The 25,356-nt window shown below is 56.0% G+C and carries 18 protein-coding genes; 14 read left to right on the top strand and 4 right to left on the bottom strand.

The genetic code is table 11. From position 1 onward, the window contains the following. Window positions 1-102 precede the first annotated feature (102 nt). The gene (locus ABD971_RS09010) at window positions 103-1,713 is read right to left on the bottom strand and encodes a Na/Pi cotransporter family protein (RefSeq protein WP_425571275.1); all 1,611 of its coding nucleotides are present in this window, start codon (window positions 1,711-1,713) and stop codon (window positions 103-105) included. A 490-nt stretch (window positions 1,714-2,203) separates the two neighbouring features. On the opposite strand from ABD971_RS09010, the gene ABD971_RS09005 reads away from it, so the two are divergent. The 10 genes from ABD971_RS09005 to ABD971_RS08960 all read left to right on the top strand — a co-directional run bounded on the left by ABD971_RS09005 (window position 2,204) and on the right by ABD971_RS08960 (window position 17,407). Further along, window positions 2,204-3,412, top strand: coding sequence for a hypothetical protein (locus ABD971_RS09005; protein ID WP_345321312.1), 1,209 nt, complete (start codon window positions 2,204-2,206; stop codon window positions 3,410-3,412). 281 nt (window positions 3,413-3,693) lie between these two features. Continuing rightward, on the top strand, window positions 3,694-5,007 hold the full coding sequence (locus tag ABD971_RS09000; protein WP_345321310.1) for a beta-ketoacyl-[acyl-carrier-protein] synthase family protein: 1,314 nt from the start codon (window positions 3,694-3,696) through the stop codon (window positions 5,005-5,007). A 223-nt stretch (window positions 5,008-5,230) separates the two neighbouring features. Next, the gene (locus ABD971_RS08995) at window positions 5,231-6,160 is read left to right on the top strand and encodes a sugar phosphate isomerase/epimerase family protein (protein WP_345321308.1); all 930 of its coding nucleotides are present in this window, start codon (window positions 5,231-5,233) and stop codon (window positions 6,158-6,160) included. Between the two features lie 241 nt (window positions 6,161-6,401). Then, on the top strand, window positions 6,402-7,325 hold the full coding sequence (gene rsmH, locus ABD971_RS08990; RefSeq protein WP_345321306.1) for a 16S rRNA (cytosine(1402)-N(4))-methyltransferase RsmH: 924 nt from the start codon (window positions 6,402-6,404) through the stop codon (window positions 7,323-7,325). Window positions 7,326-7,678: 353 nt separating this feature from the next. Continuing rightward, on the top strand, window positions 7,679-8,221 hold the full coding sequence (locus ABD971_RS08985) for an RNA polymerase sigma factor (RefSeq protein ID WP_339946187.1): 543 nt from the start codon (window positions 7,679-7,681) through the stop codon (window positions 8,219-8,221). Continuing rightward, complete coding sequence (locus ABD971_RS08980) at window positions 8,218-13,326, top strand: MG2 domain-containing protein (RefSeq protein ID WP_345321303.1); 5,109 nt, start codon at window positions 8,218-8,220, stop codon at window positions 13,324-13,326. The genes ABD971_RS08985 and ABD971_RS08980 overlap by 4 nt, the downstream gene beginning before the upstream one ends. 417 nt (window positions 13,327-13,743) lie before the next feature. Then, window positions 13,744-14,247, top strand: a complete 504-nt coding sequence (locus tag ABD971_RS08975; RefSeq protein ID WP_345321301.1) for a HEAT repeat domain-containing protein — start codon at window positions 13,744-13,746, stop codon at window positions 14,245-14,247. 246 nt (window positions 14,248-14,493) lie between these two features. Continuing rightward, a complete protein-coding gene (locus tag ABD971_RS08970; protein WP_345321299.1) occupies window positions 14,494-15,636 on the top strand; it encodes an endonuclease/exonuclease/phosphatase family protein in 1,143 nt (380 codons plus the stop codon). Window positions 15,637-15,748: 112 nt separating this feature from the next. Then, window positions 15,749-16,714, top strand: a complete 966-nt coding sequence (locus tag ABD971_RS08965) for a lysophospholipid acyltransferase family protein (RefSeq protein ID WP_345321297.1) — start codon at window positions 15,749-15,751, stop codon at window positions 16,712-16,714. Window positions 16,715-16,804: 90 nt separating this feature from the next. Beyond that, window positions 16,805-17,407, top strand: coding sequence for a hypothetical protein (locus tag ABD971_RS08960; RefSeq protein ID WP_345321295.1), 603 nt, complete (start codon window positions 16,805-16,807; stop codon window positions 17,405-17,407). Between the two features lie 137 nt (window positions 17,408-17,544). Here the strand turns inward: ABD971_RS08960 and ABD971_RS08955 are convergent, their stop codons facing one another. Continuing rightward, window positions 17,545-18,807: an HD-GYP domain-containing protein gene (locus tag ABD971_RS08955; protein WP_339946181.1), complete on the bottom strand. Its 1,263-nt coding sequence runs from the start codon at window positions 18,805-18,807 to the stop codon at window positions 17,545-17,547. A gap of 142 nt (window positions 18,808-18,949) precedes the next feature. Continuing rightward, entirely contained in the window at window positions 18,950-19,138 is a 189-nt protein-coding gene (locus ABD971_RS08950) for a hypothetical protein (RefSeq protein WP_345321293.1), read from the bottom strand. A gap of 93 nt (window positions 19,139-19,231) precedes the next feature. Between ABD971_RS08950 and lhgO the strand changes: the two genes are divergently transcribed. Both lhgO and dapA read left to right on the top strand, forming a co-directional pair. After that, window positions 19,232-20,458, top strand: coding sequence for an L-2-hydroxyglutarate oxidase (lhgO, locus tag ABD971_RS08945; protein WP_345321291.1), 1,227 nt, complete (start codon window positions 19,232-19,234; stop codon window positions 20,456-20,458). A gap of 173 nt (window positions 20,459-20,631) precedes the next feature. Next, a complete protein-coding gene (gene dapA, locus ABD971_RS08940) occupies window positions 20,632-21,549 on the top strand; it encodes a 4-hydroxy-tetrahydrodipicolinate synthase (RefSeq protein WP_339946179.1) in 918 nt (305 codons plus the stop codon). A 332-nt stretch (window positions 21,550-21,881) separates the two neighbouring features. Here the strand turns inward: dapA and ABD971_RS08935 are convergent, their stop codons facing one another. Further along, entirely contained in the window at window positions 21,882-22,775 is an 894-nt protein-coding gene (locus tag ABD971_RS08935; protein ID WP_345321289.1) for a GIY-YIG nuclease family protein, read from the bottom strand. A gap of 74 nt (window positions 22,776-22,849) precedes the next feature. Here ABD971_RS08935 and ABD971_RS08930 point away from each other — a divergent pair, with 74 nt between their 5' ends. Both ABD971_RS08930 and ABD971_RS08925 read left to right on the top strand, forming a co-directional pair. Then, window positions 22,850-23,833: a D-2-hydroxyacid dehydrogenase gene (locus ABD971_RS08930; RefSeq protein WP_339946177.1), complete on the top strand. Its 984-nt coding sequence runs from the start codon at window positions 22,850-22,852 to the stop codon at window positions 23,831-23,833. Continuing rightward, window positions 23,830-24,054, top strand: coding sequence for a hypothetical protein (locus ABD971_RS08925; protein ID WP_339946176.1), 225 nt, complete (start codon window positions 23,830-23,832; stop codon window positions 24,052-24,054). Before ABD971_RS08930 ends, ABD971_RS08925 begins: the two co-directional genes overlap by 4 nt. The last annotated feature ends 1,302 nt before the right edge of the window (window positions 24,055-25,356 follow it).

Genomic DNA, 25,356 nt, shown 5'->3' with positions numbered 1-25,356 from the left:
GAAGCTGCTAGGATTAACCTAGCAACATACCCTTACAGCCCTGGGCTGGAAGCCTATCCCACATTGAGGGGACGAAACTCTACGCGACTTCCGCTACCGTTTCTATTCGCTGGGGATCGATTCCGCGATGTTTTGTGAATGATCGCGGACGCGGGCGAACGCGTTCAGTGCCGCAAGGTACGCGACGCTGACCAGTGGCGGAATTTCGCCGCCGGAGAGTTCTTCCAAGTGCGATTTTCGGAGCATTTTGATCTTCGTTCGCACCCGCTTACTCGCCGCATCCGTCTTCAAAATCACGTTGTCGTTACCCTGGCGGAAGGCCTCGTTGACTTCACGCAAATACTCTGCAGCGATCTGATTTAATTGCACCAAATCTTGGATTTGTGCAGCGGAGAATCGCAGCCCATCGCGTCGCAACTTGCGGTCAAATTTGTCCAGGTTGACGATGTAATCGCTAATCGATTCGTATTCGTCGGCCATTCGCAATTGACGACGTGCTTCGTCGGCGACCGAGTGCGGCAGATTGCTGGAGAGCAGATTGGTGACGTAAACCGCGATTTCGTCTTGGATCGAATCGAGTACCTGTTCGCGTTTTCGCAAGCGATCGGCCAGTGTTTTGTCAGGATTTTCCTGCTGGATCAATTCGGCCAACCAATCGAGCATCTTGGAACAGCCATCGGCCATCCGCTCGATCTCGCGACGCGATTGTTCGATTGCCAACAACGGTGTTTCCAGCAGCCGGATGTCCAGATCGGTCAAACGAGGCTTCTCTTTGAAATCCTTTGACGGAACCATCCAATTCAATAAGCGGACGAATTGCGGAACGAACAATAGGAACAGCAGAACATTCGCAACGTTAAATATCGTGTGCGTCGCCGCGATCGCGGCCGTTCGATTCGGAAACGTCGTCTCACCATCCACAATCAGTTCAGTGTCGACGTCGCCAACCATCAGCCATTTGATCAGCACGATGTAGTAGCGGAAAATCGCAGTGATCCATAACACCCCAAACATGTTGAAAATGACGTGAAAATAGGCAGCTCGCCGCGCGTTCGTGGTCGCTCCGAGCGAGGCTAAAAACGCCGTGATCGTGGTTCCGATATTCTCGCCAAGCACGAGAGCCGCAGCGGTTTCGTAAGTGATAATGCCTTGCGAGGCCAACGAGATCGTGATGCCAAGCGTTGCCGACGACGACTGAACCAATGTGGTCAGGACACAGCCGATGAACGCACACTTCAAAACACCGATGTAAGAGTCTGCCTCGAACGATTTGAACCACGCTTCGAAATCAGGCAATTGTTTGATGATTGAACAAGCGTCCTTCATCAATTCCAAGCCGAAAAAGACCATGCCGACCCCCATGATCGCCATCGCCCAGTACCGGGCCCGCTCGCCGCGTGAGAAGAGGTAAACGAATGCGGCGCCACCGAGAACCGGTAAACCGTACTTGCCAATCTTCAACACCAGGATCCAACCGGTGATCGTGGTCCCGATATTGGCCCCCATGATCACGCCAATCGCTTGAGACAACTCCATCACGCCGCTGTTGACAAACCCCACCACCATTACAGTTGTGATCGAGCTGGACTGGACCACACAGGTGACGATGACACCGACGATGGTTGCGAAAATTCGGTTGTTTGTTACCGCCGCGATCATTTTTCGCAGACTGCTGCCGGCAACTGCTTGCATTCCCTCGGACATGTTTTTCATGCCCAGCAGAAAAATCCCGAGTCCGCCAATGAGACCACAAACTAATTCGGTAAGTGCTGAAAATTCCAAGACAATGGTCCGGTAATCGCGAAGTGTTAAGGGAGCGCGAAGCGTTGACGAGTTTTGTGGGAATTCTAATCCCCGGATCACAGAAACAACAACCGCTAGCATTTTTAATTCACAAAAGATTTGCTAGCCCGGGGGGGGAGTAAGGTCGTTGCTCTCTACCTTTACGCTAAGCGGGTGGTTTTCGTCGCCCATCGCCGCAAAACGTCCGCGATATCGACGTAGGGACACAGCCTATTGCCACAGCCTATTGCCAAAGTAGATGGAATTGGGGGAAACGCCCCCGGCAAACATGTATCCCCCCAAGTGAAAACGAGGTGATTCAGGCCATTTTGGCTTTTTTTCAACCTTGCGACCAATTCGACTCAAGTCGTATAGCCAGGGAACAAATACTTGTTTCCTAAATCGGCCAGGAATGGAATCGATGCGACCAATTTTGATTGCTGGGGCGTTTTGCGCCACTCTTGTTGCCTTCAGCCACATGCATGTGGCCCACGCGCAGGCACCACCGCCGCAAGGGATGGGGTTACCCGCAGGCGCGACACCGCCGAGTTTGCAGCAAAACCCTGCCAGTCGCCAACCGGCTGCGGCGCGACCGCAACCCAACGGCCAAGTCACCGGCGGTGGCGAATTGCCGCGAAGTGCAGGACAGGAGCATCGAGTTTACGATTTGACCGCCTATACACGCTATTTGACGCAGCATGACCGGCCCGAGCAGGCCGTGATCGACTGGATTTTGCGGGAAACCGGCACCGACGTCTGGTTCACCGAGCCGTTTGGGTTCATGAGTGCAACGCGGGACGAATTGTCGGTCTATCACACCCCTGAGGTCCATCAAGTCGTGGCGGGGATCGTCGATAGGTTCATTGCCGGGGACATCCAGCCGCAAGTGCTGCATCTGCGTTTGATGACGGTGGGGAATCCCAATTGGCGTGCTCGTGCTCATATGTTGATGACGCACGTTCCGGTTGATTCGCCAGGCGTTCAAGCATGGTTGTTGAGCAAAGAAAACGCGGCAGTCGTTCTGAACATGCTTCGCCAACGCACCGATGCTCGCGAAGTTCAGGGCGTCGATTTGCCGATTTTCAACGGCCAAACCGAAAAATTGTCGCGAACTCGCGGCCGCAACTACGTGCGAAACGTCCGCGAATCACCGCAGGGATGGCCACCCTACGAACCGGAAACCGGCGAAGTCCAGGAGGGCTATCGTTTGTCACTCAGTCCGTTGTTGACGACCAATAACAGCATCATTGACGTGATGATCAAGGCCGAGATCGACCAAGTCGACAAATTTAATTCGGTGGAACTCGAATTACCGCTTCGCAACCAACAAGTACATCGCACAAAAATCGACGTACCTCAGGTCGTCAGCTGGCGATTGCACGAACGATTCCGCTGGGAATCGGACAAGGTCCTGTTGCTGTCGTGTGGTGTCGTGGCCAGCCCCGAGCGTCAGGGTGGATCGTCGATCATGAATCTCGACATTTTGACCGGGAACACGTCGGGACGCGCCGACGCGTTGATGTTCGTCGAATTCCGCGGCCGTGCGTCTGAAAATTTGACGACCAACCCGATCGCCCCGCGAACGGCTACCGCGATCCCGTTTGACGCCCCCCATCGTGGCCGGTACTAGGACCGACGAAAAGACCTATTTTTAAGAAACGAAACTCGCCAAGAGTTTCGGGGTGATTTGTATGGGAAAAGGCTTCCAGCCTGTCATTGGCTCCTCGACAGGACTTCGCGACAGGCTGGAAGCCTATCCCACACTCGGCAATCAAAACGCTCTGTTTTGCCCCTACTGAAACGATTCGCCGAATCTGGCTAGAATGTCGTCTCGCTCTCCCTGTTTTTTGACGCAACTACGCGTTTCTCGACTCTCTCAGTGAACCGACCGGTTTCGGTCGTAGACCTTCCATGGATAGAACTCCCTCTCGTCGCGTTGTCATCACAGGCCGTGGTGTCGTCAGTCCGCTCGGAATTGAATCTTCGGCAATGTTGTCGGCTTTGCGAGCAGGCAAAAGCGGCATTGGGCCATTCACGCAAGTGCCACAAGGCGTGCTCGGCGTCGATCATGGTGCGGAAGCGACCGATTTCACCGGCGACATTTCCAACTATGGTCCGCTGGATAAACCGCTGCAGCGGACGATCCGCAAAGGCAGCAAGGTGATGTGCCGCGAAATCGAGATGGGCGTCGCGGTGGCTCAATTGGCACTGCACGACGCAGGATTAAGCGAAGACAAACGAGATCCCGAACGAGTCGGTGTGGTCTATGGTTGCGATTACATCATGTCGTTGCCCGAAGAATTTTCGGCCGGCATTTTAAAATGCATGGACGACGAGGGCACGTTCGATTTTGATAAGTGGGGTGGCGAAGGTCGTCCGCAAGTCAATCCATTATGGTTGCTGAAGTATTTGCCGAACATGCCGGCCAGCCACATTGCGATCTATAACAATCTGCGTGGCCCCAACAATTCGATCACCGTTCGTGAAGCGAGTGGCGGTGCGGCATTGGGCGAAGCTGTCTCGACGATCGAACGAGGCCACGCCGATGCCTTGATCGTCGGTGCGACTGGTTCTCGCGTCCATCCGCTGCGTACGCTGCACGCTTCGCTGCAAGAAAAACTTGCCGCCGACACCGAAGATCCGTCAAAAATGAGTCGCCCGTTTGACGTTTCGCGTGACGGCAGCGTGGTGGGCGAAGGCGCCGCCGCGATCATGTGCGAATCGCTCGAACACGCCCAAGCACGGGGTGCTACGATTCTCGGCGAAGTCGTCGGGTTCAGCAGCAGTGCGGTCGGATCGGGTGCTGGCGAAGATTTCATTCGCCAAGCGGTGCGAAACGTATTGAAAGGGGCATTGGGCAAGGCCGATCCGAAATCGATCGGCCACATTCACGCTCATGGTTTGGGGACGGTCGAAGGGGATCGTTACGAAGCCGAAGCGATCGCGGACGTCTTTGGACCTCCGGCGGACCAGCCCCCCGTTACCACGGCCAAGGGTCACTTTGGAAATCTCGGTGCTGGCGGATCGATGGTCGAGATTGTCGCCAGTCTCGATGCACTCGGCGGCGAGTTGTTCCCGATTTTGAATTGCGAGAACCTCGATCCAGCGTGCCCGATCAACGCATGTTTGGATGCGGGTGTTCCGGCGGGCGACGAGTTCATCAGCGTGAACGTGACCCCGCAAGGCCAAGCGTCCGCCGTCCGCATCCGCCGATTCGTTGCATAAGTAGCGGAAGTCGTCAAGACTTTCGCCCCCTCAATGTAGGATAGGCTTCCAGCCTGTCATCAGCCCACGTCCCCCCCACTCGCATCGCCGAAAGTCTCTGCGACTTTCGCTACCGCTGACAAATTTCCTGCGGTTCGCGCGCCGCTCGATGGCGAAACGCGTTTAGAATGGGCGGCGACCTTCACCCCGAATCCCACCTTTGCTCTGCGAGTGAATTCCCACCATGAAAAAACAAACGCTGTTTCAACGTCGTCAAGTCTTGCAACTCGGTGCGGCCTCGGTCGCTGGTTTGGCAATGATGCGTCCATCGACCGCCGCAGCTGCGGATGCTGCCGCCGATAAACCATGGCTCCGCAAAACGCTCAAAATTGGCATGATCCGTGTCGACGGCTCGCTGACCGAAAAATTCGCCGCGGCAAAAGAAGCGGGTTTTGAAGGCGTCGAACTGAACGCACCTGGTTTCGATGTCGACGAAGCCAACGCGGCGGCGAAAGAAACGGGATTGATCATCGACGGTACGGTCGGTGCCGATCACTGGGGTGTGCGTCACACCGACGCCAGCCCCGAGACGCGAGCCAAAGCGCTGGCGAGTCTTCGCAAGGGACTCGAGCAAACCGCCGCTGTGGGTGCCGACACAATGCTGTTGGTGCCAGGGCGTGGTTCGGATGGAACCGCGGACGAGTGCTACAAGCGAGCGGTCGATAATATTAGTCAAGCGCTTCCGGACGCCGAGAAGTTGGGCGTTTCGATTTTGATGGAAAACGTGTGGAACGAAATGTTCTACGATCCCAATGGCGGGACGGACCAAACGGCCGACGCCTTTGCCGCGTTCATTGACGAGTTCGATTCGCCGTGGGTTGGCGCTCAATTTGACATCGGCAACCACTGGAAATTTGGCGATCCTGCGGCTTGGATTCGCACGCTCGACAAGCGAATCAAGAAACTCGATATCAAAGGTTTCTCGCGTGAGACGGGCAAGTTCACCAAGATTACCGAAGGCGATATCGATTGGCCAAGCGTGAAGAAAGCTCTGCGCGATATCAAGTTCACCGGATGGTTGGCTGCCGAAGTTGGTGGTGGCGATTTGGATCGCTTGAAGGAAGTGAGCCGCAATTTGGACAAGGCACTGCAGTGCAACGAGTCCGTCGGCTGAGCCGATTGAGCAAGCAACCGGTAATTCAGCCGTTAAGGTTTGATTTAGTGAGCCGTGGGTCGTAAGGCACCGGGTAGTGCGTGGGCCCCGGCCGCTTACGCGTCGCGGCTCACTAAATAAACAAGCCGTTGACGAACTCCGCTACGGCTAGGCCGGCGTCAATACCGTTGGATAGTTCTCGCGATCCTGTAGAATCGTTCGGCTAGATCATGCACCTATAACCGAACGCTAGGAAGAGACGTTGTCCAACGAAGAAGCTGAGCCGAGCGATATCGATACGTGCCACGTCTCGGTGATGCCGGACGAGGTGGTGTATTGGGTCGCCAATCCTGAGGTGGCCCAAACGCCGCCCAAGGTGGTGATCGATGGAACGTACGGTGGCGGCGGTCACTCGCGGTTGTTGCTCGAAGCGATCGAGGACGCCGACACTCGCGTGATCGGTTTGGACCGTGATCCTGCGGTCAGTGCACGCGTGGAGAGCGAAACGCACGACCCTCGGCTGACCGTTTTCTTGGCCAGCTACGAGCAGGCCGCTAAGGCGCTCGACCAATTTGATCTGACGAGCGCCGACGCGATGGTGTTGGATCTCGGGTTGTCGAGTGACCAATTGGCCGATCGCAACCGTGGTTTCAGCTACACCGTCGACGGGCCGCTGGATCTGCGATTCGATCCGGAAAACGGAGTACCCGCGAGTCGCTGGTTGGCTCAGCACGACGAAAAACAGATCGCCGACGCCATCTACCAATACGGCGAAGAGCGTTTCAGTCGCCGAATTGCTCGAGCGATCGTGGCGAAACAACGCGAGCGGCAACCGATCAGCACGGTCAATGAATTGGTCGAAATCTGTCGCCGCTGTGTGCCTCGCAGCCGCAATCACGACATTCACCCAGCAACGCGGACCTTCCAGGCACTGCGAATCGCCGTGAATGACGAGCTCGGGATTCTGGAGCGAACGCTTCGTGACGCTCCGGATTGGATGTCGCCGGGCGGCCGAATGGTGATCATCAGTTTCCATTCGCTCGAAGACCGGATCGTCAAAAACGCGTTCCGGGACGACGATCGCTGGGAAGTGTTGACGAAAAAGCCGCTGCGACCTACCGAATCTGAGGTGGCGCATAACGCCCGCAGCCGCAGTGCCAAACTGCGAGTCGCCCGCCGCCGCTAAAATATGGGATAGGCTTCCAGCCTGTCATCAAGCCCCTTCAAATCCCGTAGCGAAAGTCGCCAAGACTTTCGGTGTGGATTGTGAATTTCTCGAAAGTCTTGACGACTTTCGCTACTAAGGACCGTCACAAGAATAACTGGCGGCGTCTTCCGTAGTGGACGAGGCAACGAGTCCTTTTTGGCTCAGTGGAGCTGCAGGACTCGTAGCCTCGTCCACTACCGCCCGCCATTTATTGCTCCGAACGTCCTAAAAAGCAGGCGTGGTCCGAAAGTCTTGACGACTTCCGCTACGGGATAACTTTTTTTTCTTTTTGAAATCCCTGCCATGGGCTAGCTCGTCTTATCTTTAGACCCATGGAATCAACGCCCGCAAGTTCTGATGACACGCTCGACCCACGGCTCCGATCGCGATTGGAGGCCCAGTTTGCCGATGCGCACGGAGAATTGATCGGGACGCTGTTCTATTTGGTCGGAAATCGTGAAGACGCTCGCGATGCGCTGCAGGAAACGTTCCTGAAGTGTTGGCGGCATCGACAACAGATGGATCAGGTCTCGAATTTGAGGGCTTGGGTGTTTCGGATTGCACTGAACACCGGCCGCGATTGTCGCAAAGCTGCATGGAATCGGCGGCGGCAACCAATCTTGGAGGAAACCGAAATGGTCTCGACCGCCGACTCACCCGACGCCGCACTGCTGAGAGACGAACAGCTCTCGGTGCTGCAGGCCCAAGTCCTCCGGCTTCGCGAAGAAGAACGCGAGGTCTTTCTTCTTCGCCAAAACGGTGACATGACTTACGAGCAGATTGCCGAAGCGATGTCATTGCCGATCGGAACCGTCAAAACGCGAATGCGAATCGCCATCCGCCAGCTGCGTGAATCAGTGGGAGGCCAATCATGAATACGAATCAAAATAATCAATACCAAGACAAAGACGAATTGCGACAGGCGTTGTTGGAGCTGCACTACGATCTGCTGGACGAATCCGAAGCGACCGCGCTTCGTACCGCGATCGTGTCCGATGCCGACGTTGCCGCCGAGTGGGCCAACACGCTGAAGTTGGCGAGCGACATTGCCGACGCGGCAAAATTGCCGATCCAACCTGAACCAACGGCGCTAGCCGCGGTCCTCGTTGACGACGAATTGCAGGGCCCGCGGCTAGCGCCGTCGGCTCAGGTTTCGAAATCATCGGTCTGGGTAGCGCCGACGCTGCTCGCGGGACTCGCCGCACTGCTGGCGTTTTTCGTTGTCGGTTGGTGGCAATTTTCTGAACTGCCTGTGAAACCAATCGCAGCAGTACGTATCGAAGCCAAAGTGCTCGACCGTGCAAACGCGTCCAACGAGTTCCTGGTCAAGACAACCAAACTCGACGGATCTGTATCGAGCGTCAGCGGATTTCAAGTCACTCCGGCGATGTTGTCGTTCTCGGTTCTGGCACGCAACGTGACGTTGTTTTCCGGGGTCGCCGAAACAGACCATCTTGGCGTCGGCAAAATTGTTTTGCCCGATGACTTGGTGATCCCCAGCGAAGCACAACTCCGCGTCGAAGCCACCTCGGCGAACGGCATACGCTCCGAATCGAGTGTCATGGTGCCGCTGGAACCAACACGCTGCCTGACTTACTTGACCGTCGATCGTCCCGTTTATCGCCCCGGCGAAACCGTTTACTTTCGATCCTTGACGCTCCAGCGCACTTCGTTTCGTCCTAAAGTGGACGTGCCGATCCGCTACGAATTGATCGACCCCAGTGGTGCTGCGGTGGCGGGAATGTTTAGCGAAGGATTGACCGAGCGAGCGGTCGGAAACGGGGCATTCACGATCCCGCAATCCGCGCCGGGAGGATCGTACACGTTGGTCGCGAAAAGTTTGGATGGGTTCTTTCCCGAAGAACGTCGCGAGTTCCAAGTGCGTGCGTACCGAGTGCCGCGATTCAAGAAAGAACTGGAATTTAGCCAACGCAGCTACGGACCGGGCGATACCGTGGAAGCCGATTTCAAGGCCGAGCGAGCCGAGGGAGGCATGTTGGCCAACACTTCCGTAGCGATCGTTGCCAAAGTCGACGACGAGGTGATTTTCGAGGAAGTCGCAGAGACGACGGACTCGGGCACCTATTCGATCTCGTTCAAATTGCCGACCGATATTCGCAAAGGTGCTGGGCAATTGGCGGTCGTGATCGATGACGGCGGAACGCAAGAGACCAAAGTCAAGACGATCCCGATTCAATTGGGACGAGTGGACGTCGAGTTTTATCCCGAGGGCGGCTATTTGGTCGATGGGCTACGAAACCGCGTCTACTTCGTCGCTCGTAATTCACTCGGCGAACCGATCGACATCAAGGGCGAAGTGCAAACTCGCGACGGCCACCAAGCGGCGACGCTGGAAACCACTCGCGATGGAATGGGCCGATTTGAATTTGTGCCCAAGCGTGGTGAGCGTTATTCGTTGCGAGTCAGTTCGCCCATCGACGTCCACAATTTGGTCAGGTTGCCTGCGGTGGTGAAGGAGTTGCCTGTGATCGATACGGGTGTCGGCGTCTTTGACGCGGGCGAACCGATCACGATGCAAGTTCGCAGCACGGTGCAGCGGAGCGTGTTGGTGCGAGCGGTATGCCGAGGCCAATTAGTCAACGAACAAACCGTGACCCTGACACCTGGAACCAACTCGATGTCGATTCCGGTGGGCAAACGGACCAGCGGGGTCGTGCGAGTAACCGTGCTGGATACCAACAAAACGCCAGCCTTGCCGTTAGTGGAACGACTTGTGTTTTGTCGTCAGCAGCACCAATTGCAAGTCGAGATCGTCGAATCCGCCGAAGGGCTCGATCGATCGCCTGGCGAATCGACGCGGTTGACTCTGCAAGTGCGTGACGAAACGGGCGAACCGACACCGGCGGTGCTGGGCGTTGCTGTGGTCGATGATGCGGCACTGCGTTTGGATGATACCGAACGGCCGAATTTACGTACTCATTTCTTGTTGACCAGCGAGATTCAAAAGCCCGAGGACCTCGAGCATGCAAATTTCTACTTGAGTGACAGTGACGAGGCGGCCGAATCGGTTGACTTGTTACTGGGGACGCAGGGGTGGCGACGCTTTGTCAGCGGATCGTCGGACCAACCCAACGTTGATTACCGCGAACAGTTAGTGCGACTGCTGGAACTTGACGGCGACCGGTTGTCGGCGACTCAGGCGAGCTTTCAAACCAACGGACATCAAGCTCAACAGTGGACGCGGTACCGCGAGGCGGTGTCGGCAGCGTGGCGATTAGTGCTGTTTCAAATGAGGATTCTGATGGCGATGATTGTGCTGCTTTGGATGATCTCGATTGCGGTGCGAATGCGACGTGCTTCGAGTGCTCGCTTCGCCAGTCTGTTGTTGCTGGCCACGGCAACCTTGTTCATCTATGGGTGTGGTGTGCCAGAATATAGCGAACGTGCATCGGTTTCGGCGGATGCAGCAACCGTCGAAGAGGCCCCCGCAAAAACGTCGGCGCCGAACGAAGGAAAGAACGCGGCCGAAGGGATGTTTATGGATGACTTTGCGATGGACGGCATGGAGATGGAAAGGATGGGAATGGATATGCCAGCGGTCGCACCGGCGGTACAGAGCGGCTTCGTTCAATCGAGACGCGACAATCTCAACAACAATGCAATGGACAACCAAGCGATGTCGATGGGCGGAGGTGGGTTTGGTGGGAAATATCGTCACGAATTCGACCAAAGTCGTGCGATGTTCGAAACCGAATCGTTGACCGCAGACGACTTGAAGCGATTGTTGGCGGCTCGCGGATTGGATGCCGATTCGCTGGCGTCTCAGTTGTTGGACGAACTTCGTTTTCCTGTTCGCCAGTACGCTCATCGCCATGTCGTGGGCGATCCTGAAATCCGCGAAGACTTTGCCGAAACGCTGTACTGGCAACCGCTTCTGATCACCGATTCCGAAGGACGTGCGTCGATCCGATTTGACTTGTCTGATTCGGTGACCACGTTTCGAGTCAGCGTCGATGCGCACGCCACCAGCGGCCGGATTGGATCGTTTGCGGGTGCCGTGACATCACGGTTGCCGTTCCAAATGGAACCCAAGATGCCGCTGGAAGTGACCACCGGAGACCGCATCGATTTGCCGGTTGCAGTGATCAATGCGACCAAGGCAGAGATGAATGTGGGGATGTCGATCGAAACCGATTCGGCACTCCAGCCGCTTGGCGAAACGAGCCGCACTTTGTCGTTGGCTGCCGGCGAGCGACGTCGCGAATTGATGTCGATCAACGTGTTGGCAGGTTCGGCCGAACAGGACGCGATGGTCGAAATTCGCGGCAGCACTGAATCGCTGCAAGATTCCATCCGGCGGAAACTGCACATCGCACCGGCGGGATATCCGGTGAACGTCTCGATCGCAGGCCGGTTGAGTGATCAAGCAGCGGTGCCGCTGTCGATCCCCGCTGATTTTGTCGACGGTTCGCTGGCGGTTGCCGTGCGAGCTTATCCGTCGCCGGTCGCGGACGTGATGTCCGGAATCGACAGTATTTTGCGAGAACCCCATGGTTGTTTCGAGCAAACCTCAGCAACGAACTATCCCAACACGATGGCGCTGTTGTATCTGCAGAAATCAGAATCCGCCAATCCCGAATTCGCGCAGCGAGCGATGGGTATGCTTGAACGAGGCTACGGGAAACTGACAAGCTTTGAGTGCGAAAAACGGGGTTACGAATGGTTCGGTAACGATCCAGGGCACGAGGCGTTGTCCGCATTCGGATTGATGCAGTTCAACGACATGACCAAGGTGATGGTTGTCAGCGAAGAAATGATCACGCGAACGCGAGTCTGGTTGATGAGCCGTCGCGACGGCAAAGGTGGTTTTAAACGGAATCCACGCCACTTGCATGTCTGGTCCGTCGAGCAGCAAATCGTCAACGCGTATGTGTTGTGGGCTCTTTCGGAGGCTGATGTTGCGGCGGGACAGTCGCGACGAACGGCGAACGAGTTGAAAGCCGAGCTTGACCAACTTGCTCGGGTGGCCGAGTCGTCGAATGATCCGTATTTGATCTCGCTGTCCGCTGCGACGCTGATGAACGTCAACCGGACTAAGGAAGGGCGTAAACTGCTTGATCGATTGACACAGTTGCAACAGGAAGACGGTCATTTGGAAGGAGCAACGACGGTTGTGTCCAGTGGCGGATTGTCGAAAAAGATGGAAACGACCGCCTTGGCATTGTTGGCATGGAGCAAGGCAGCGAAATACGAATCCAACGCCGATGGGGCTGCGAAATGGATTCGTGCCAACCGAACGGGTAATGGCGGGTTCGGGTCAACGCAAGCGACTGTGTTGGCACTGAAGGCGTTAATCACGCATTCCAATCAACAAGACGTCAGCGCCGCCGGTGCGGTGTTGAGCGTGTTGCTCGATGGCAAGGTGATTGGCCAAACTCAGATTCCGCAGGACATCCGCAGCGGCTCGGCGGTCGAGATAGCCGGACTCGGTCAATCGATCGCAGCGAAGCTCAGCGAATCCGATTCGGTCGAACTGACGTTGCAAGCCGACGGGGTGAAAAATCTGTCGTACACCGTGGACGTTTCTTACAATGCGACCACGCCGGAATCCGACGATGCGTGTCCCGTGAAAGTGACCACGAAATTGGCGGGTCAGTCTGACAAGGATGGCAACGTCGCGGCAGGCGATTCGTTGACGGTCAAAGCGTCTTTGGTCAACACGACCAACGAAGGGCAACCGATGACGGTCGCGATCGTCGGGCTGCCTGGCGGTTTGGAACCGCAAATCGAGCGGTTGGACGAGCTGAAAAAGGCAGGGCGGTTTGACTACTACGAACTCAACGGACGCGAGGTAATCTTCTACTGGCGGACCATCGAGCCTGATGCGGTCAAGGAAATCGAGTTTGGTGTGACCGCTGCGATCCCAGGCAAATACACCGGACCGGCGTCGCGAGCGTACCTGTACTACACCGCCGAGCAAAAACAGTGGACCGAACCGATGGTGATCGAAATCCGCTGAGTTTTACTGGAATGAACGTAGGTCCACTGCCACCTTGGACCGTAGTGGACGAGGCAACGAGTCCCAGCAATTTTGGTGACACGACGGGACTTGGCCGCACGACGGACTCGTCGCCTCGTCCACTACACAGACAACACTTCGCTCCGCGTGATCATGATTCGAGTAGGGCCGGTTCGCACCGCATGTCCTTACCGGCTCGGCGGCGTCGGCCGGTAGGAACCGGCCCTGCTCACTGCGTTGCATTTGCATTGCTTGCATTCGCGTGGCGATCGAACTTGCTCTTGCGTGAAACTGAACGATTTTGCTAACCCGGTATCGTGTGAGGCTCGTCGTATACATTGCCAAAAACTCGGCTCTTTCGGCGGACCTTCGTACGTTTGACCGTCAAAGCGATCGCTGCAGAGGGAGGGCAGGGGAATGAGTGCAAATATCGATTGGGCCACTGGATTGGCCAGCAATAGCGTTGACCAGCGTGTTGCGACGCTACGAAAAATCTCGCATCAAGAGGACGCGGTGACGGGCGTTACCGTGCAATGCGTCCAGCTCGCAGGCGACTCGGATGACGACGTCCGCATGTGGGCCGCCGAAGCGCTCAGCCAGGCTGTCACGCCGACGCCTGCGGATGTGGATTCGCTCGCCGAATTGCTGCTTCACAGCGAAGATGGCGAAATCGGTTATTGGGCGGCAACGATGCTGGGGCGATTGAAAATGGAAGCGGCCACAGCCGTGGATGCGCTGCAGTCGTGCGTGCTGAATTCGATGTACCTGCCCGCGAGAGAACGCGCGGTGTGGGCGTTGGCAGAGATTGGGCCAGCGGCTGCCAATGCGATCGAGTCACTTGAAAAAGCGGCTGAGGCCGCGCCGCCTCGATTGAAACGGTTAGCCAAGGAAGCGATCAAGACGATCGGCAAGGCCGCGTAGTCAGCGGGGAAGACCGTTTGATTTTAGCGTCGCGGAACCGGCGTGAGCGTTTCACAGCGTTAGGGGAAAACCGCATGGGGAAGTCCGACGAAAGTCGTTGACGACTTCCGCTACGACAACCCGATTTTTGGTCCTGAAAAAGCACTTGTGAACAAGACACTCGCAAACAACGACGAATTGAAGCAGCGTTAGGATCGCGGAGCGATCAACGACGTACCGAAAGCAACCATCGGCAAGGAGGCCGGGATGGGCTTACTATCGAATTTATTACAGAGCAGTCGCTCGCGTTCTCGCAAACAATCGAGTTCCCGCGCGCGTTCGGTTCTTAGCTACATTCCTTTTGTCCGTTGGATCGGACCTTCGGTCAGTTTCGCGGGGATCGCCGCTGCGTTGGTGATGGTTGTCACCGGACGCATCGACCTATCTGCACTCGATGCGGGTGCTGAAAGCGCCACGACGAGTGAATCGGTTAGTGGGACTGCGTTTCAGTCGGTTACGCTCAGCCCGTTGGGCCAGCGGTCAGCTGCAACGATCCGCTTGGCCACCTTCAATATCCAAATGTTCGGCGACAAAAAATCCTCGACGCGAGTCGTCGAAGGGGTCGACGTGATGGGAACGTTGGCTCAAATTGTCAGCCAATTTGATTTGGTGGCGATCCAAGAGGTTCGCGGCGGAAATAGCGTCCCCGTGGAACGACTCGTCGCTTTGATCAATTCATCGGGAGCACGCTACACTGCCACCGTCAGCCCTCCCATCGGTCGCACTTCGCAAACCGAGTGCTACGCATATGTCTGGGATCAAACACGAATTCAGATGATCCGCGACAGCGACTATGTCGTCCAAGACAACGCCGATCGGATGCACCGCGAACCGATGGTGGCGTCATTCCAAGCGATCACGGCCCCTCGTGATGGACGCAAACCATTCAGCTTTACCATGATCAACGCACACACCGACCCTGACGAAGTCACGCCGAATGCGACTAGCAACGAAATCAATGTGCTAGATGATGTGTTTGTCCGTGTTCGCCAATTCGAGTACGACAGGATGGGCGAAGAGGACTGCATCCTGCTGGGCGATTTGAACGTCGATGCCGACCATTTGCAGGAATTGGCAATGATCCCCAATGTCTTTTCGATTGCAGGCAACACGCTGACCAACACGCGGCACAGCAAAACCTATGATCATATCTTGATCGACCGTGAAATGACTCGCGAATATACGGGACGATTTGGGGTAATCGATTTTCAAAAAGACCTGGGACTTACCGAGGAACAGGCGTTGTTGGTCAGCGACCACATGCCCCTGTGGGCCGAGTTCAGTGCCTATGAAGTTCCACTGGGTGAATCGGTTGCAACACGTAACGAGTCGACTCAAATGATTCGCTAGTTTAGAAGTAAGCCCTGGGAATTACGCCCAGGCTATAGGCTAACGTGCCTCTGGCAATTCAAAACTTGAATCACTCTGCATTTTCCACTTTGTTCCTTCGGATTCACTCGCTGTGAAACAGAAATTGCTTCGCTTCAAAACCACCGTGATCGACTTTGCCGCCTACTGCGTGGTTCGGTTGTTGGTTGCCGTGATCCAGACGTTGCCGTTGGACATGGGACAATCGTTTGCCAATGCAGTGGCGTGGTTGGCTGCGGGACCGCTGAAGATTCGCCACCGCGCGACGGAAGAAAACCTGACTCGCGTTTTCCCCAACGCCGATCCGCGTGAACGATCCGCCTTGTCGCGGGCGATGTGGCAGCACTTGATCTTGATGGTTTGCGAAATCGCATGGGCACAGCGTCGACTGCATCTGACGAACTGGAGCGAGTACATGACGTTTCGCGACAATCGCACCATTTTGAAATCGCTGCTAAACGATCGCCCCACCGTTGGCGTGACGGGACATTTTGGCAACTTTGAAATTGGCGGCTATGTGCTTGGGTTGATGGGATTCAGCACCACCACGATCGCACGTAAATTGGACAATCCGTTCTTGCATCGTTGGGTCCAGCGGTTTCGCGGTGCCAAAGGCCAAGTGATGGTCGACAAAGAAGGGTGTGCGCCGTTAATTGATCAACACCTAAAGCAAGGTGGGGTGTTATCGTTGTTAGCCGATCAACATGCCGGTGACAAAGGTTGCTGGTTGCCGTTTATGGGCGTTCCCGCATCGAGCCACAAAGCGTTAGCTCTGTTCTCGCTCAGCTCCAATGCGCCGATGTTGGTCAGTTATACCATTCGCAAAAATGGCGAACCGATGCAGTTCGAATCGGGCTGTGTCGGTATCGCCGATCCGCTTGATGACACCGCCGAAGTCTGCCAATCGGTGACGACGTTGACTCAGTGGTACAACGAACGACTCGCCGTTGCGATCAAATTGGCGCCCGAACAATATTGGTGGTTACACCGCAGGTGGCGTCAACCACCGGAGCGTGTTGCAAAGCGATTGGCCAAAGAAGCTGCTAAGCTCGCTGCTTAATTCATTACTGCAACGAGGCTATCGATTTACGGTTAACATGGGCAGCCAATGTATTTGGTTGAGCAACGTTCTTGATTTCGGAAATTTCTGATGCGTATTGTCGTTATCGGACTTTACAACTCTGGATCCACCTGTGTCGCTGGAGTGTTGGATCGTCTGGGGGTTGATATGGGCGCCCCGTATTGGCACGAAAATGAATGCTTCTACGAGCCCTACGACTTATCTTGTATCCTTCGCCATTTTTGGCCTGAGCCCGAATGTCACTCGCAGGCGAGCGAACGAATTCGTGTAGAGGTACTACGCAACTGGATCTTAGGTCGTGAGTCGTTTGGTACATCACCGTGCGGGGCAAAACATCCGTTGTTCTGTCTGTCGCTTGCCGACCTACGCAAGGCGTGGGGCGAGGAGACGGTTTTCGTCTGGAGCCAGCGAGAACGAGAAGCGTCGATCGCGGGTCTACGCAAACGCAATTGGTTTGGCGAGATGACGGTGCCAATCCAGAACAAATTGTGGAATGCAATTCATGACTTTGATTTTGCGAACGCCAACGTCTTCAAGCTCCAATACGATGCAATCCTGCAAAATCCGTCCCAGGAAATCGACCGAATCATTTCCACGCTGAAACTTGATGTGAATGCGGATTCCAGACGCGCGGCAATCGATTGGGTACAGCCCCCAAGTGGTGGCGGATGAGCGGCATATGACAAGCCTCGCTGCGGCAACCCTCGACGCGTTGCGGGAAATCTCTGGATGCGATTGGGAAAATCACAGCAACGTTCGCTGCCTAACGTCGCCTGGAATCGGGGTTCCGGTCGGCTCGCGAGCAGCGATCACACCATCAAGACGTTGTCGGCGGGATTCCAGTTGATCGAAGGCATCTTGGAGGGCGGAATCCGCATCTGTTCGATCTTCGGCGAGGCGATCGGTCGAATGATCCGGTTTTCGGCGTTGTCTTCCTGTACCCGTTCCCCGTCTTCTCGCATCAGCATCGGGCACGCATAGCTATGCGGCGAACGGCGGATGACCATCGCGGTGCTGCCGGATCGCAATTCAACATGGCTGCCTAGCGGGTAGAGCGACTCGGTGTTCAAGAACGCTCGTACCACCTCGGGATCAAAGGTGCCGCGAGTCGCTTGATGCAGGATCAAGCCGACGGCGTTGTGCGGAAGGATGCCACAGCGATTGGTCGAGGGTGAGATCAGTTGAATGTAGGCATCGACCACATTCAAGATGCGGGCGTATTGATGAATCCGGGCTCCACGCAAACCACGGGGAAACCCCGATCCATCGTATTGCTCGTGAACTTGTTGCACTGCGATCCGAACGGACGACGGGGTTTCCGGAATCGCTGCGACACAATCAAACGCAATCACCGGATGCTTTTCATATTCCCATCGCTCGGAATGCGAGAGTTTTTGGGTGGGGTCACGGAATTTCGGATCCAGCACGTACAAACCGATGTCGTGCAGCAAACCTGTCAAGCCAATCTCCAGTGCGGTGGGACCATCCAGCCCCATTTCGACGGCGACCGCCATCCCCATCACCGCCATCTGTACCGAGCGACGCTCAAGAGCAACATCGTTACTCGCCGCCCCGATCTCGCCGACAGTTTGGTCATGATCGTCGATCATCGAACGTGCGAACGAGTCCGAGGTGGCAGTCAGTGGCGAAATGGAATCAAAGTCGCGAGTCTGCAAGGCGTGGTTGATTTGTTCGAAACGTGCTTTCGCAGTGCTCATGCACTTGTTTAATTCCTCCGTCCGTTCGCTGCTCAAGGGTTCGTCATGGCGATCAACGAGCAAATCCTTCAGCGGCAACGCCTCCTCCCAGACGCCTGAGAATTTTGACTCGCCTTGCGCCGATTCTGCGGGGGTGCCCCTTCGCAGGTGTTTACCGGTTAATTCCGCGATATCGTTGGGGTGGACCGCAATGACGTCGACGTTTTGTTCTTGCAGATGAGTAACGATCGCCGGGGTGATGTGCGTTCCCGAACCGAGCAACAATACCCCTTCTTTGCTGAGAATGGGATATCCACACGTCGCCCCAGCGCACAATTTTTCCAGAGGTAGTTCGACCGTTTCTGATCGTGACATTTGCCGCCAATTCCCGATGAATCAATAGAGTTGCCATCACTGCTCAAAAGCGGACCTTGAGAGTACGCTAATGGCGTTTCGCTGACGCAGACCGCCAAACGAGGTAGAATTTGCCCCGTTTACACAATGGCTCAATCGAAACCTATGTTACAAATTCGGCAACGACAAACCCGGACTGGGTCTGTAACGTCGGATTGCGGATTCCCGCACCTTTGTGGCGTGGGGTCGTTCGCATTTCCGATTCATTGGGTAATGATTTTGCGGGCCAGCCGTGTTCGGGGGACATGCGAACGTGAATTGCGGGCCAATTTCGAATCTGGGTAAATGTCACGTCCTTAGCCTCCAAAATGGCGTTTCCCTCAATACAGCCCTACTCCCATATAGCCCTACTCCCATATAGCCCCACTCCCATACAGATCGCTCAATGAATTCCAACGCTTCGATCCCCGCTACCTGCGACGTGGTCATTATCGGTGGCGGGATCGTGGGGCTAGCGACGGCGACGACGTTGATTCAGCGACACCCATCGCTTGCGGTCTGCGTTGTCGAAGCGGAATCGCATGTTGCAGCGCATCAAAGCGGCCACAACTCGGGCGTGTTACATTCGGGCATTTATTACAAGCCGGGATCGGCGAAAGCGATCACGTGCCGCAGCGGTAAAGCATTGATGGAAGCGTTTTGCGACGAGCACCAAATTGCTTGGGACCGTTGTGGCAAGGTGGTCGTGGCCACCGATGAAATCGAGGCCGAACGGTTGGATGCGATTGCGAAGCGTGCAACGGAAAACGGAGTGGAATATCGCCGCATCGATACCGACGAACTTCGCGAGATCGAGCCATCGGTCGCGGGAGTCGCGGCGCTGCATGTGCCTGAGACGGGGATCGTGAACTATGCCAAAGTGTGCGAGGCGATGCGGCAGCAAATTTTACGAGGCGGCGGGCATGTCGTCTTGTCGTTCAAGGTGAAACGAATTGAATCGGTTTCGTCGTCGGTGGCGATCACGGACTGTAAAAATCGAACCATCCACTGTGGGCGGATGATCAATTGTGCGGGACTGCAGAGCGACCGCATCTTGCGAATGGCCGGGGGTCACCCCACTGTCAAAATTGTCCCATTTCGCGGCGAGTATTACGACCTTGTGCCCGAACGCGAGCATCTGTGTCGCCATTTGATCTATCCGGTTCCCGATCCGTCGTTTCCGTTTTTGGGGGTCCATTTCACGCGGATGATCGACGGCGGTGTCGAGTGCGGGCCCAATGCGGTGTTAGCGTTGTCGCGGCACGGTTACGATTGGCGGACGTTTAATCCCGCCGACTTGCTCGAAACGCTTCGCTACGGCGGATTCCTGAAATTAGCCCGCAAGTATTGGCGGACCGGGGCGGGCGAGATCCACCGTTCGCTGCGAAAAGCGGCCTTCGTTTCGGCACTGCAGAAACTGATTCCCTCGATCCGTGCATCCGACTTGCGCCCCGGCCGTGCAGGTGTGCGGGCGCAAGCGGTCACGCCTGAGGGTGAGTTGGTGGATGATTTTTTAATCGAGACGACCGCGCATGCGATCCACGTACTCAATGCCCCCTCGCCAGCGGCAACCGCGTCGCTAGCGATCGGTGGCAAAATCGTGGACCGTTTTGACGCGGACGAAACGAAGTAAGAGAGCATTTGACACCGCGTTTACCGCGTTGCGAGCGCCCAGAGTCACCGTGAATCGAGGGCGGGACGCTTGACGAATCAGGGGGCGAAACACTAGGTTTTCAGCTGAACCAAAGCCGGTGACACGTGTCATTGGCTCTGACGCACCTCCAATTCCAAGAACGCGATTCTAATATGACTTTTGAGACCCGCCCACGAAAGGGATCTGATTTTGCTGGCCTTTCGGTCGCGATTGTCACGCCATTCACCGATGGTGAGGTGAATTACCCGCGTCTGAAAGAACAAGTCGAATTCCAACTCGAAGCTGGCACCCGCTGTATTGTTCCCGTCGGAACGACTGGGGAATCACCGACGCTTTCGCACGACGAACACGAAAAAGTCATTGCCGAAGTGATTCAGTGTGTGGCCGGACGTGCCAAAGTGATGGCCGGCACCGGCAGCAACAGCACCGCCGAAGCATTGCGATTGACCAAGCGAGCGGCAGCCGAAGGGGCCGATGCGACGCTGCAGGTTGCACCGTACTACAACAAGCCGACGCAAGAAGGTTTTTACCAACACTTCAAAGCGGTCGCCGAAGCGGTCGACATCCCGGTTTGCGTTTACAACATCCCCGGCCGTTGTGGCAAAGAAATTGACGTGGAAACCATCCAGCGTTTGGCGGAGGTCGACGGGATTACGATGGTCAAGGAAGCGACTGGAAAACTCGATCAATGCTCGGCGATCGTCGGTACCACCGATTTGACCGTTTTGAGTGGAGACGATTCGTTGACGTTGCCGATGATGAGCGTCGGTGCGGAGGGGATTGTGTCGGTTGTAGGGAATTTGGTGCCGCGGGATATGATCGAATTGGTCAATGCAGCTGCCAGTGGCGATTTTGCTAAAGCGATGGCGATGCATCACAAATTGTTCGCTCTGTGCCAGAACATGCTCGGGTTGTCGACCAACCCGATCCCGCTAAAGGCGGCCATGATGATGGTCGGCCGCGACTCGGGCGAATTGCGATTGCCAATGACCACGCTGGACGATGCGTCGATGGAAAAACTCAAGGAAACCTTGTTCGCCTACGGCATGAATTCCGCGCTGGTGAATTAGCAGCGACCGTGGTTTGGGGGCGTTAAGTTATCAACCGCCTTGTTAGCGGTGCGGCGCAAGCCGCCCGGTCTAATTCGAACGTTTCTTTACGCCGCGACCGGGCGGCTCGTGCCGCACCGCTACCAAAGTAGATGGCGTTGGGCTGCAAAACTTTGGGCTTGTTGTGATTTTTGGTTGCGCCGGTTTCTGCCACCTCTCCACCAACTTCGTTGGGGGAGAGGTAACTGCTATACAAGCCGGAAGATAATGTCACCGCCATTATCCGATAACAACAGCGAAGATTTAGCAGTCCAAGCGTGCCCCGTCCCGCTACGGAATGCTGCGATGCTGGTTCACGGCCGTACGTTCAGTCGCGGTTGCCGACTGCGGATCAATTCGCTTTCGTAAGCACGACGTACGGTCACTCGCTTGGCCGGACTGTCGCTCGGGAATAGATGAAGCTCGACGGTCACTCCGGCCGACGCTTCACTGCGGAGATACTCGGCCAACGATGCTCGATCACTGCCGCTGAAATGATCGCTCAGCCGGAGACGCATATTCTTGGCTTCACCGATATACAAATAGCCGCTGGCCGTGCGAAACAGATAGACCCCCGGTCCGTCGCCGATCTCCTCCGACGCGATAGCCTGTCGCAACGAATCAAGCGAATGCGTTTCGATCTTGCGTTGCCAATCGGCGACGCGGAGCACCAATTCGGGTTTGAGTGCTCGGCGTTTTCGCAGTGACAAGACTGCTTTGCGGACCGCGACGGAGTCCGTTCCCGGCGAGATCTTTTGGGCTTCGCGATCGAGTTCCTCACGAAACGCTGGATCCGCGAGCAGCGTGTCGCTGGAAACCCGATGGCGGTCCATCACCACGCGAGCGGCGATTTCGGCGATCGGAACGATCGATTCGTCGACGGGTTTGCCGCGGCGGGTCGCCTTGGATGTCAACTTTCCTGATTTGCGTAATTGCAAAAGCGACAGCATCGCCTCTCGTTCAAATCCATCGGGACGCGGATCGGCTCTTGAAAGCTCCGATAGAAAGCGGCTCCTCAGCTCATCCTGGATCATCACCTCGTCCGCACTGTAGCCGGAGGAGGCGACGGTGAACGCGGCATCGATCTCCGCCTTGGAAAAATCGTGCCCCGTCGCTGGCGTCGCGACCAGAACGAACGCGACTGGAATGAGGGCGAACCAAGCCACCTTTGTGAGTGGGCGGGTTGACGGTAAGTTCTTGGTGGACATTTTTGTTCGGTGCGGGGGGGTGATCGTGAACTTCCCAATGGCCAACTTTCATTTCCTTCCAGCCTATCACAGCCATGCGAATCGTTCTCTGTTTTCCGGTGACTGAAAAACATATCCAGCAGATCCAAGCGGCGGCGCCCGACGCCGAAGTGGTCAATGCGGGACAGGAACGGATCGACGAGTTATTGCCCACCGCCGACATCTTTATCGGACATGCCAAGGTGCCGGTCGATTGGGACCGGGTGCTCAAAGCGAACCGGTTACAGTGGATTCAATCGTCTGCGGCGGGATTGGATCATTGCTTGGTTCCCGGTGTGATCGATTCCGATATCCCGGTCAGCAGCGCGTCGGGACTATTCGCACCCCAAGTAGCCGAGCAAACTTTCTCGTTGCTGTTTGGTCTGCTGCGGTCGCTGCCGTTGTTTTTTCGAGCCGAGGCGAAACGCGATTTCACGCGGTTGCCTACGGACGATCTGCGAGGCAAGACAGTTGGAATTGTCGGCTTGGGCGGCAACGGCCGGATGATTTCGCGAGTGCTCGCTCCGTGGGATGTCCGCATCGTCGCCACCGATTTCTACCCGGTCGACAAACCTGACGAGGTGGACGAGCTGTTGCCGGCTGATCAATTGGACGCACTGTTGGCGGTCAGTGATATCGTGATCTTGACGCTGCCGCTGAACGCGGGCACCCAAGGGCTGTTCGACAAAGAGCGAATCAGCAAGATGCGACCGGGCAGCTATCTGATCAACGTCGCGCGAGGTAGCGTGGTGGTCGAATCAGCGCTCGTGGACGCGTTAGCGAGCGGCCACCTTGCCGGTGCGGGATTGGATGTGACCGAGGTCGAACCGCTGGCCGAATCGAGTTTGTTGTGGGACGATCCCAAAGTCATCATCACACCCCATGTTGGGGCGCAGTCCTATCGACGTGTCGATGACACGGTCGATCTGGCATGCGTCAATCTGAAACGTTTTCAAGAAGGCAAACCGCCATACAATCGAGTCGACAAACGACTTGGGTTCCCGCATCCGTCGGTGGTGTGGCGCGGAGAAACCGAGTGAGCAGTCCACGCGAAGGCAAAGAATGCCAAGCGGTGATTCACAACGAGAACGCCAAGGAAACAGGTCGGTATGTGAGTGGGCCGATCGCGCTGCCGGACGAGAGCGCCGAGGATTTTGTGGCCGAATTCAACCGCGTCTACGCCTCGATCGGTTGGACAATCGAAAGGTTGAAAGGCAAACAGGCTGAGACGCACGACGACGCAAAAGAGAGTGCGTCGTAGTGCTTCATCTAACGAAGTGGACGAGGCTACGAGTCCTTTCAATTAGCTGGGCATAGGGGACTCGTCGCCTCGCCCACTGCCCTAAAATAAAACCGAGTCAAAGGACGATTGGTTTCTCAGCGCTCAGTATTAGGGTCGCTCGTTGCGAAAGTCGTCATCATTTTCGTTGAATGTGCCAGCTGATCCGAAATACTGACGCGAGTTCCACGACCTTGAAATGACGCTGTTGTGCAGCATTCGGACGGAAGGTTGCTTCCGAACCGACACAAAAAAAATCCTCGACGGCTTTCGTGGCAGCCGCCGAGGATTTCGTTTTTCTTTTAGCATGACTAGGGGGGACGTTGCGTTATCGGATGGGATGCAACGGCTAGTCGATCATTCTATCTTGTCGACTCGGTTGGACTACCAACCAGCGCCACAGCTAGGCTCTGCACATCCGCAAGGAGCAGGTGCAACTTCGCAACCGCAAGTTGGACCAGCGTCACAGCAGTTGTGGTGCTTGTGGAACAGACCCTTCAAGAATCCTTTGACCTTTTCGCCACAGGTTGGGCCACATTGTTGTGGGCAAGCTGGCTCGCAACCGCAAGCTGGCTCGATGACTTCGCAACCGCAAGCTGGCTCGACGCACGAGTCACAACCGTGGTGCTTGTGGAACAAGCGTGACAGAAGACCTGGCTTAGCGATTCCGCAACCGCTGTCGCAGCAAGGCTCGGCTCCGCAAGTTGGCTCAACAGCACAACCGCAAGCAACGGGGGCTTCGCATCCGCATGCAGGCTCTACGTCACAACAGCTGTCACAGCCCTTGTTACAAAGTTTGTCGAACAGGCCGAATGCACTTGCATTGACCGAGGAGCTAGCGACGAAGGCAACGGCTAGCAAAGCGGGAATGAATACACGACGCATCGTGGTTATCTCCAAAAGTTTTTTTTAGGTATGGGAAGGTTGAGCTAGCACTGCCGCGTTAGGGCCAAGCCGATCAAAGCGAGCGACTTGTAGTAGTGCGTAACCCTGATCAACGGAAGTCAGACACAGCGAACCACGTTGACTTGTGATACGACAGAGCTAGCGAGAGTGAAGCGGCTTAGCGTTTCCCTCTCACACAATGAAGTATCGGCGCGAATAGCGAATCAGCAGACAAGTTCCCCTCAGAATCTCAATCCTGCTAGCATTTTGGTTGGGGACGTATTGGTGGTAGCAGTTGACGGGGAAAAAGGGCCGCAGGATCGGCATGAATTCCCGTAAAACGCTTCGCAGATGGGGCTATGCATCCCCCGAAAAACGCTGCAGTAGCGAACGTCGCCA

It is taken from the genome of Novipirellula rosea (assembly GCF_039541335.1).
Taxonomy (GTDB): Bacteria; Planctomycetota; Planctomycetia; order Pirellulales; family Pirellulaceae; genus Novipirellula; species Novipirellula rosea.
The sequence above is the reverse complement of the archived record's forward strand: the minus strand, read 5'-3'. Positions and strand labels throughout refer to the sequence as shown.

What these genes read in the sequence shown, in the direction of transcription:
- ABD971_RS09010 (WP_425571275.1), bottom strand. Translation starts at nt 1,713, where the DNA reads ATGAAAAACATGTCCGAGGGAATGCAAGCAGTTGCCGGCAGCAGTCTG.
- ABD971_RS09005 (WP_345321312.1), top strand. Translation starts at nt 2,204, where the DNA reads ATGCGACCAATTTTGATTGCTGGGGCGTTTTGCGCCACTCTTGTTGCC.
- ABD971_RS09000 (WP_345321310.1), top strand. Translation starts at nt 3,694, where the DNA reads ATGGATAGAACTCCCTCTCGTCGCGTTGTCATCACAGGCCGTGGTGTC.
- ABD971_RS08995 (WP_345321308.1), top strand. Translation starts at nt 5,231, where the DNA reads ATGAAAAAACAAACGCTGTTTCAACGTCGTCAAGTCTTGCAACTCGGT.
- ABD971_RS08985 (WP_339946187.1), top strand. Translation starts at nt 7,679, where the DNA reads ATGGAATCAACGCCCGCAAGTTCTGATGACACGCTCGACCCACGGCTC.
- ABD971_RS08980 (WP_345321303.1), top strand. Translation starts at nt 8,218, where the DNA reads ATGAATACGAATCAAAATAATCAATACCAAGACAAAGACGAATTGCGA.
- ABD971_RS08975 (WP_345321301.1), top strand. Translation starts at nt 13,744, where the DNA reads ATGAGTGCAAATATCGATTGGGCCACTGGATTGGCCAGCAATAGCGTT.
- ABD971_RS08970 (WP_345321299.1), top strand. Translation starts at nt 14,494, where the DNA reads ATGGGCTTACTATCGAATTTATTACAGAGCAGTCGCTCGCGTTCTCGC.
- ABD971_RS08960 (WP_345321295.1), top strand. Translation starts at nt 16,805, where the DNA reads ATGCGTATTGTCGTTATCGGACTTTACAACTCTGGATCCACCTGTGTC.
- ABD971_RS08955 (WP_339946181.1), bottom strand. Translation starts at nt 18,807, where the DNA reads ATGTCACGATCAGAAACGGTCGAACTACCTCTGGAAAAATTGTGCGCT.
- lhgO (WP_345321291.1), top strand. Translation starts at nt 19,232, where the DNA reads ATGAATTCCAACGCTTCGATCCCCGCTACCTGCGACGTGGTCATTATC.
- dapA (WP_339946179.1), top strand. Translation starts at nt 20,632, where the DNA reads ATGACTTTTGAGACCCGCCCACGAAAGGGATCTGATTTTGCTGGCCTT.
- ABD971_RS08935 (WP_345321289.1), bottom strand. Translation starts at nt 22,775, where the DNA reads ATGTCCACCAAGAACTTACCGTCAACCCGCCCACTCACAAAGGTGGCT.
- ABD971_RS08930 (WP_339946177.1), top strand. Translation starts at nt 22,850, where the DNA reads ATGCGAATCGTTCTCTGTTTTCCGGTGACTGAAAAACATATCCAGCAG.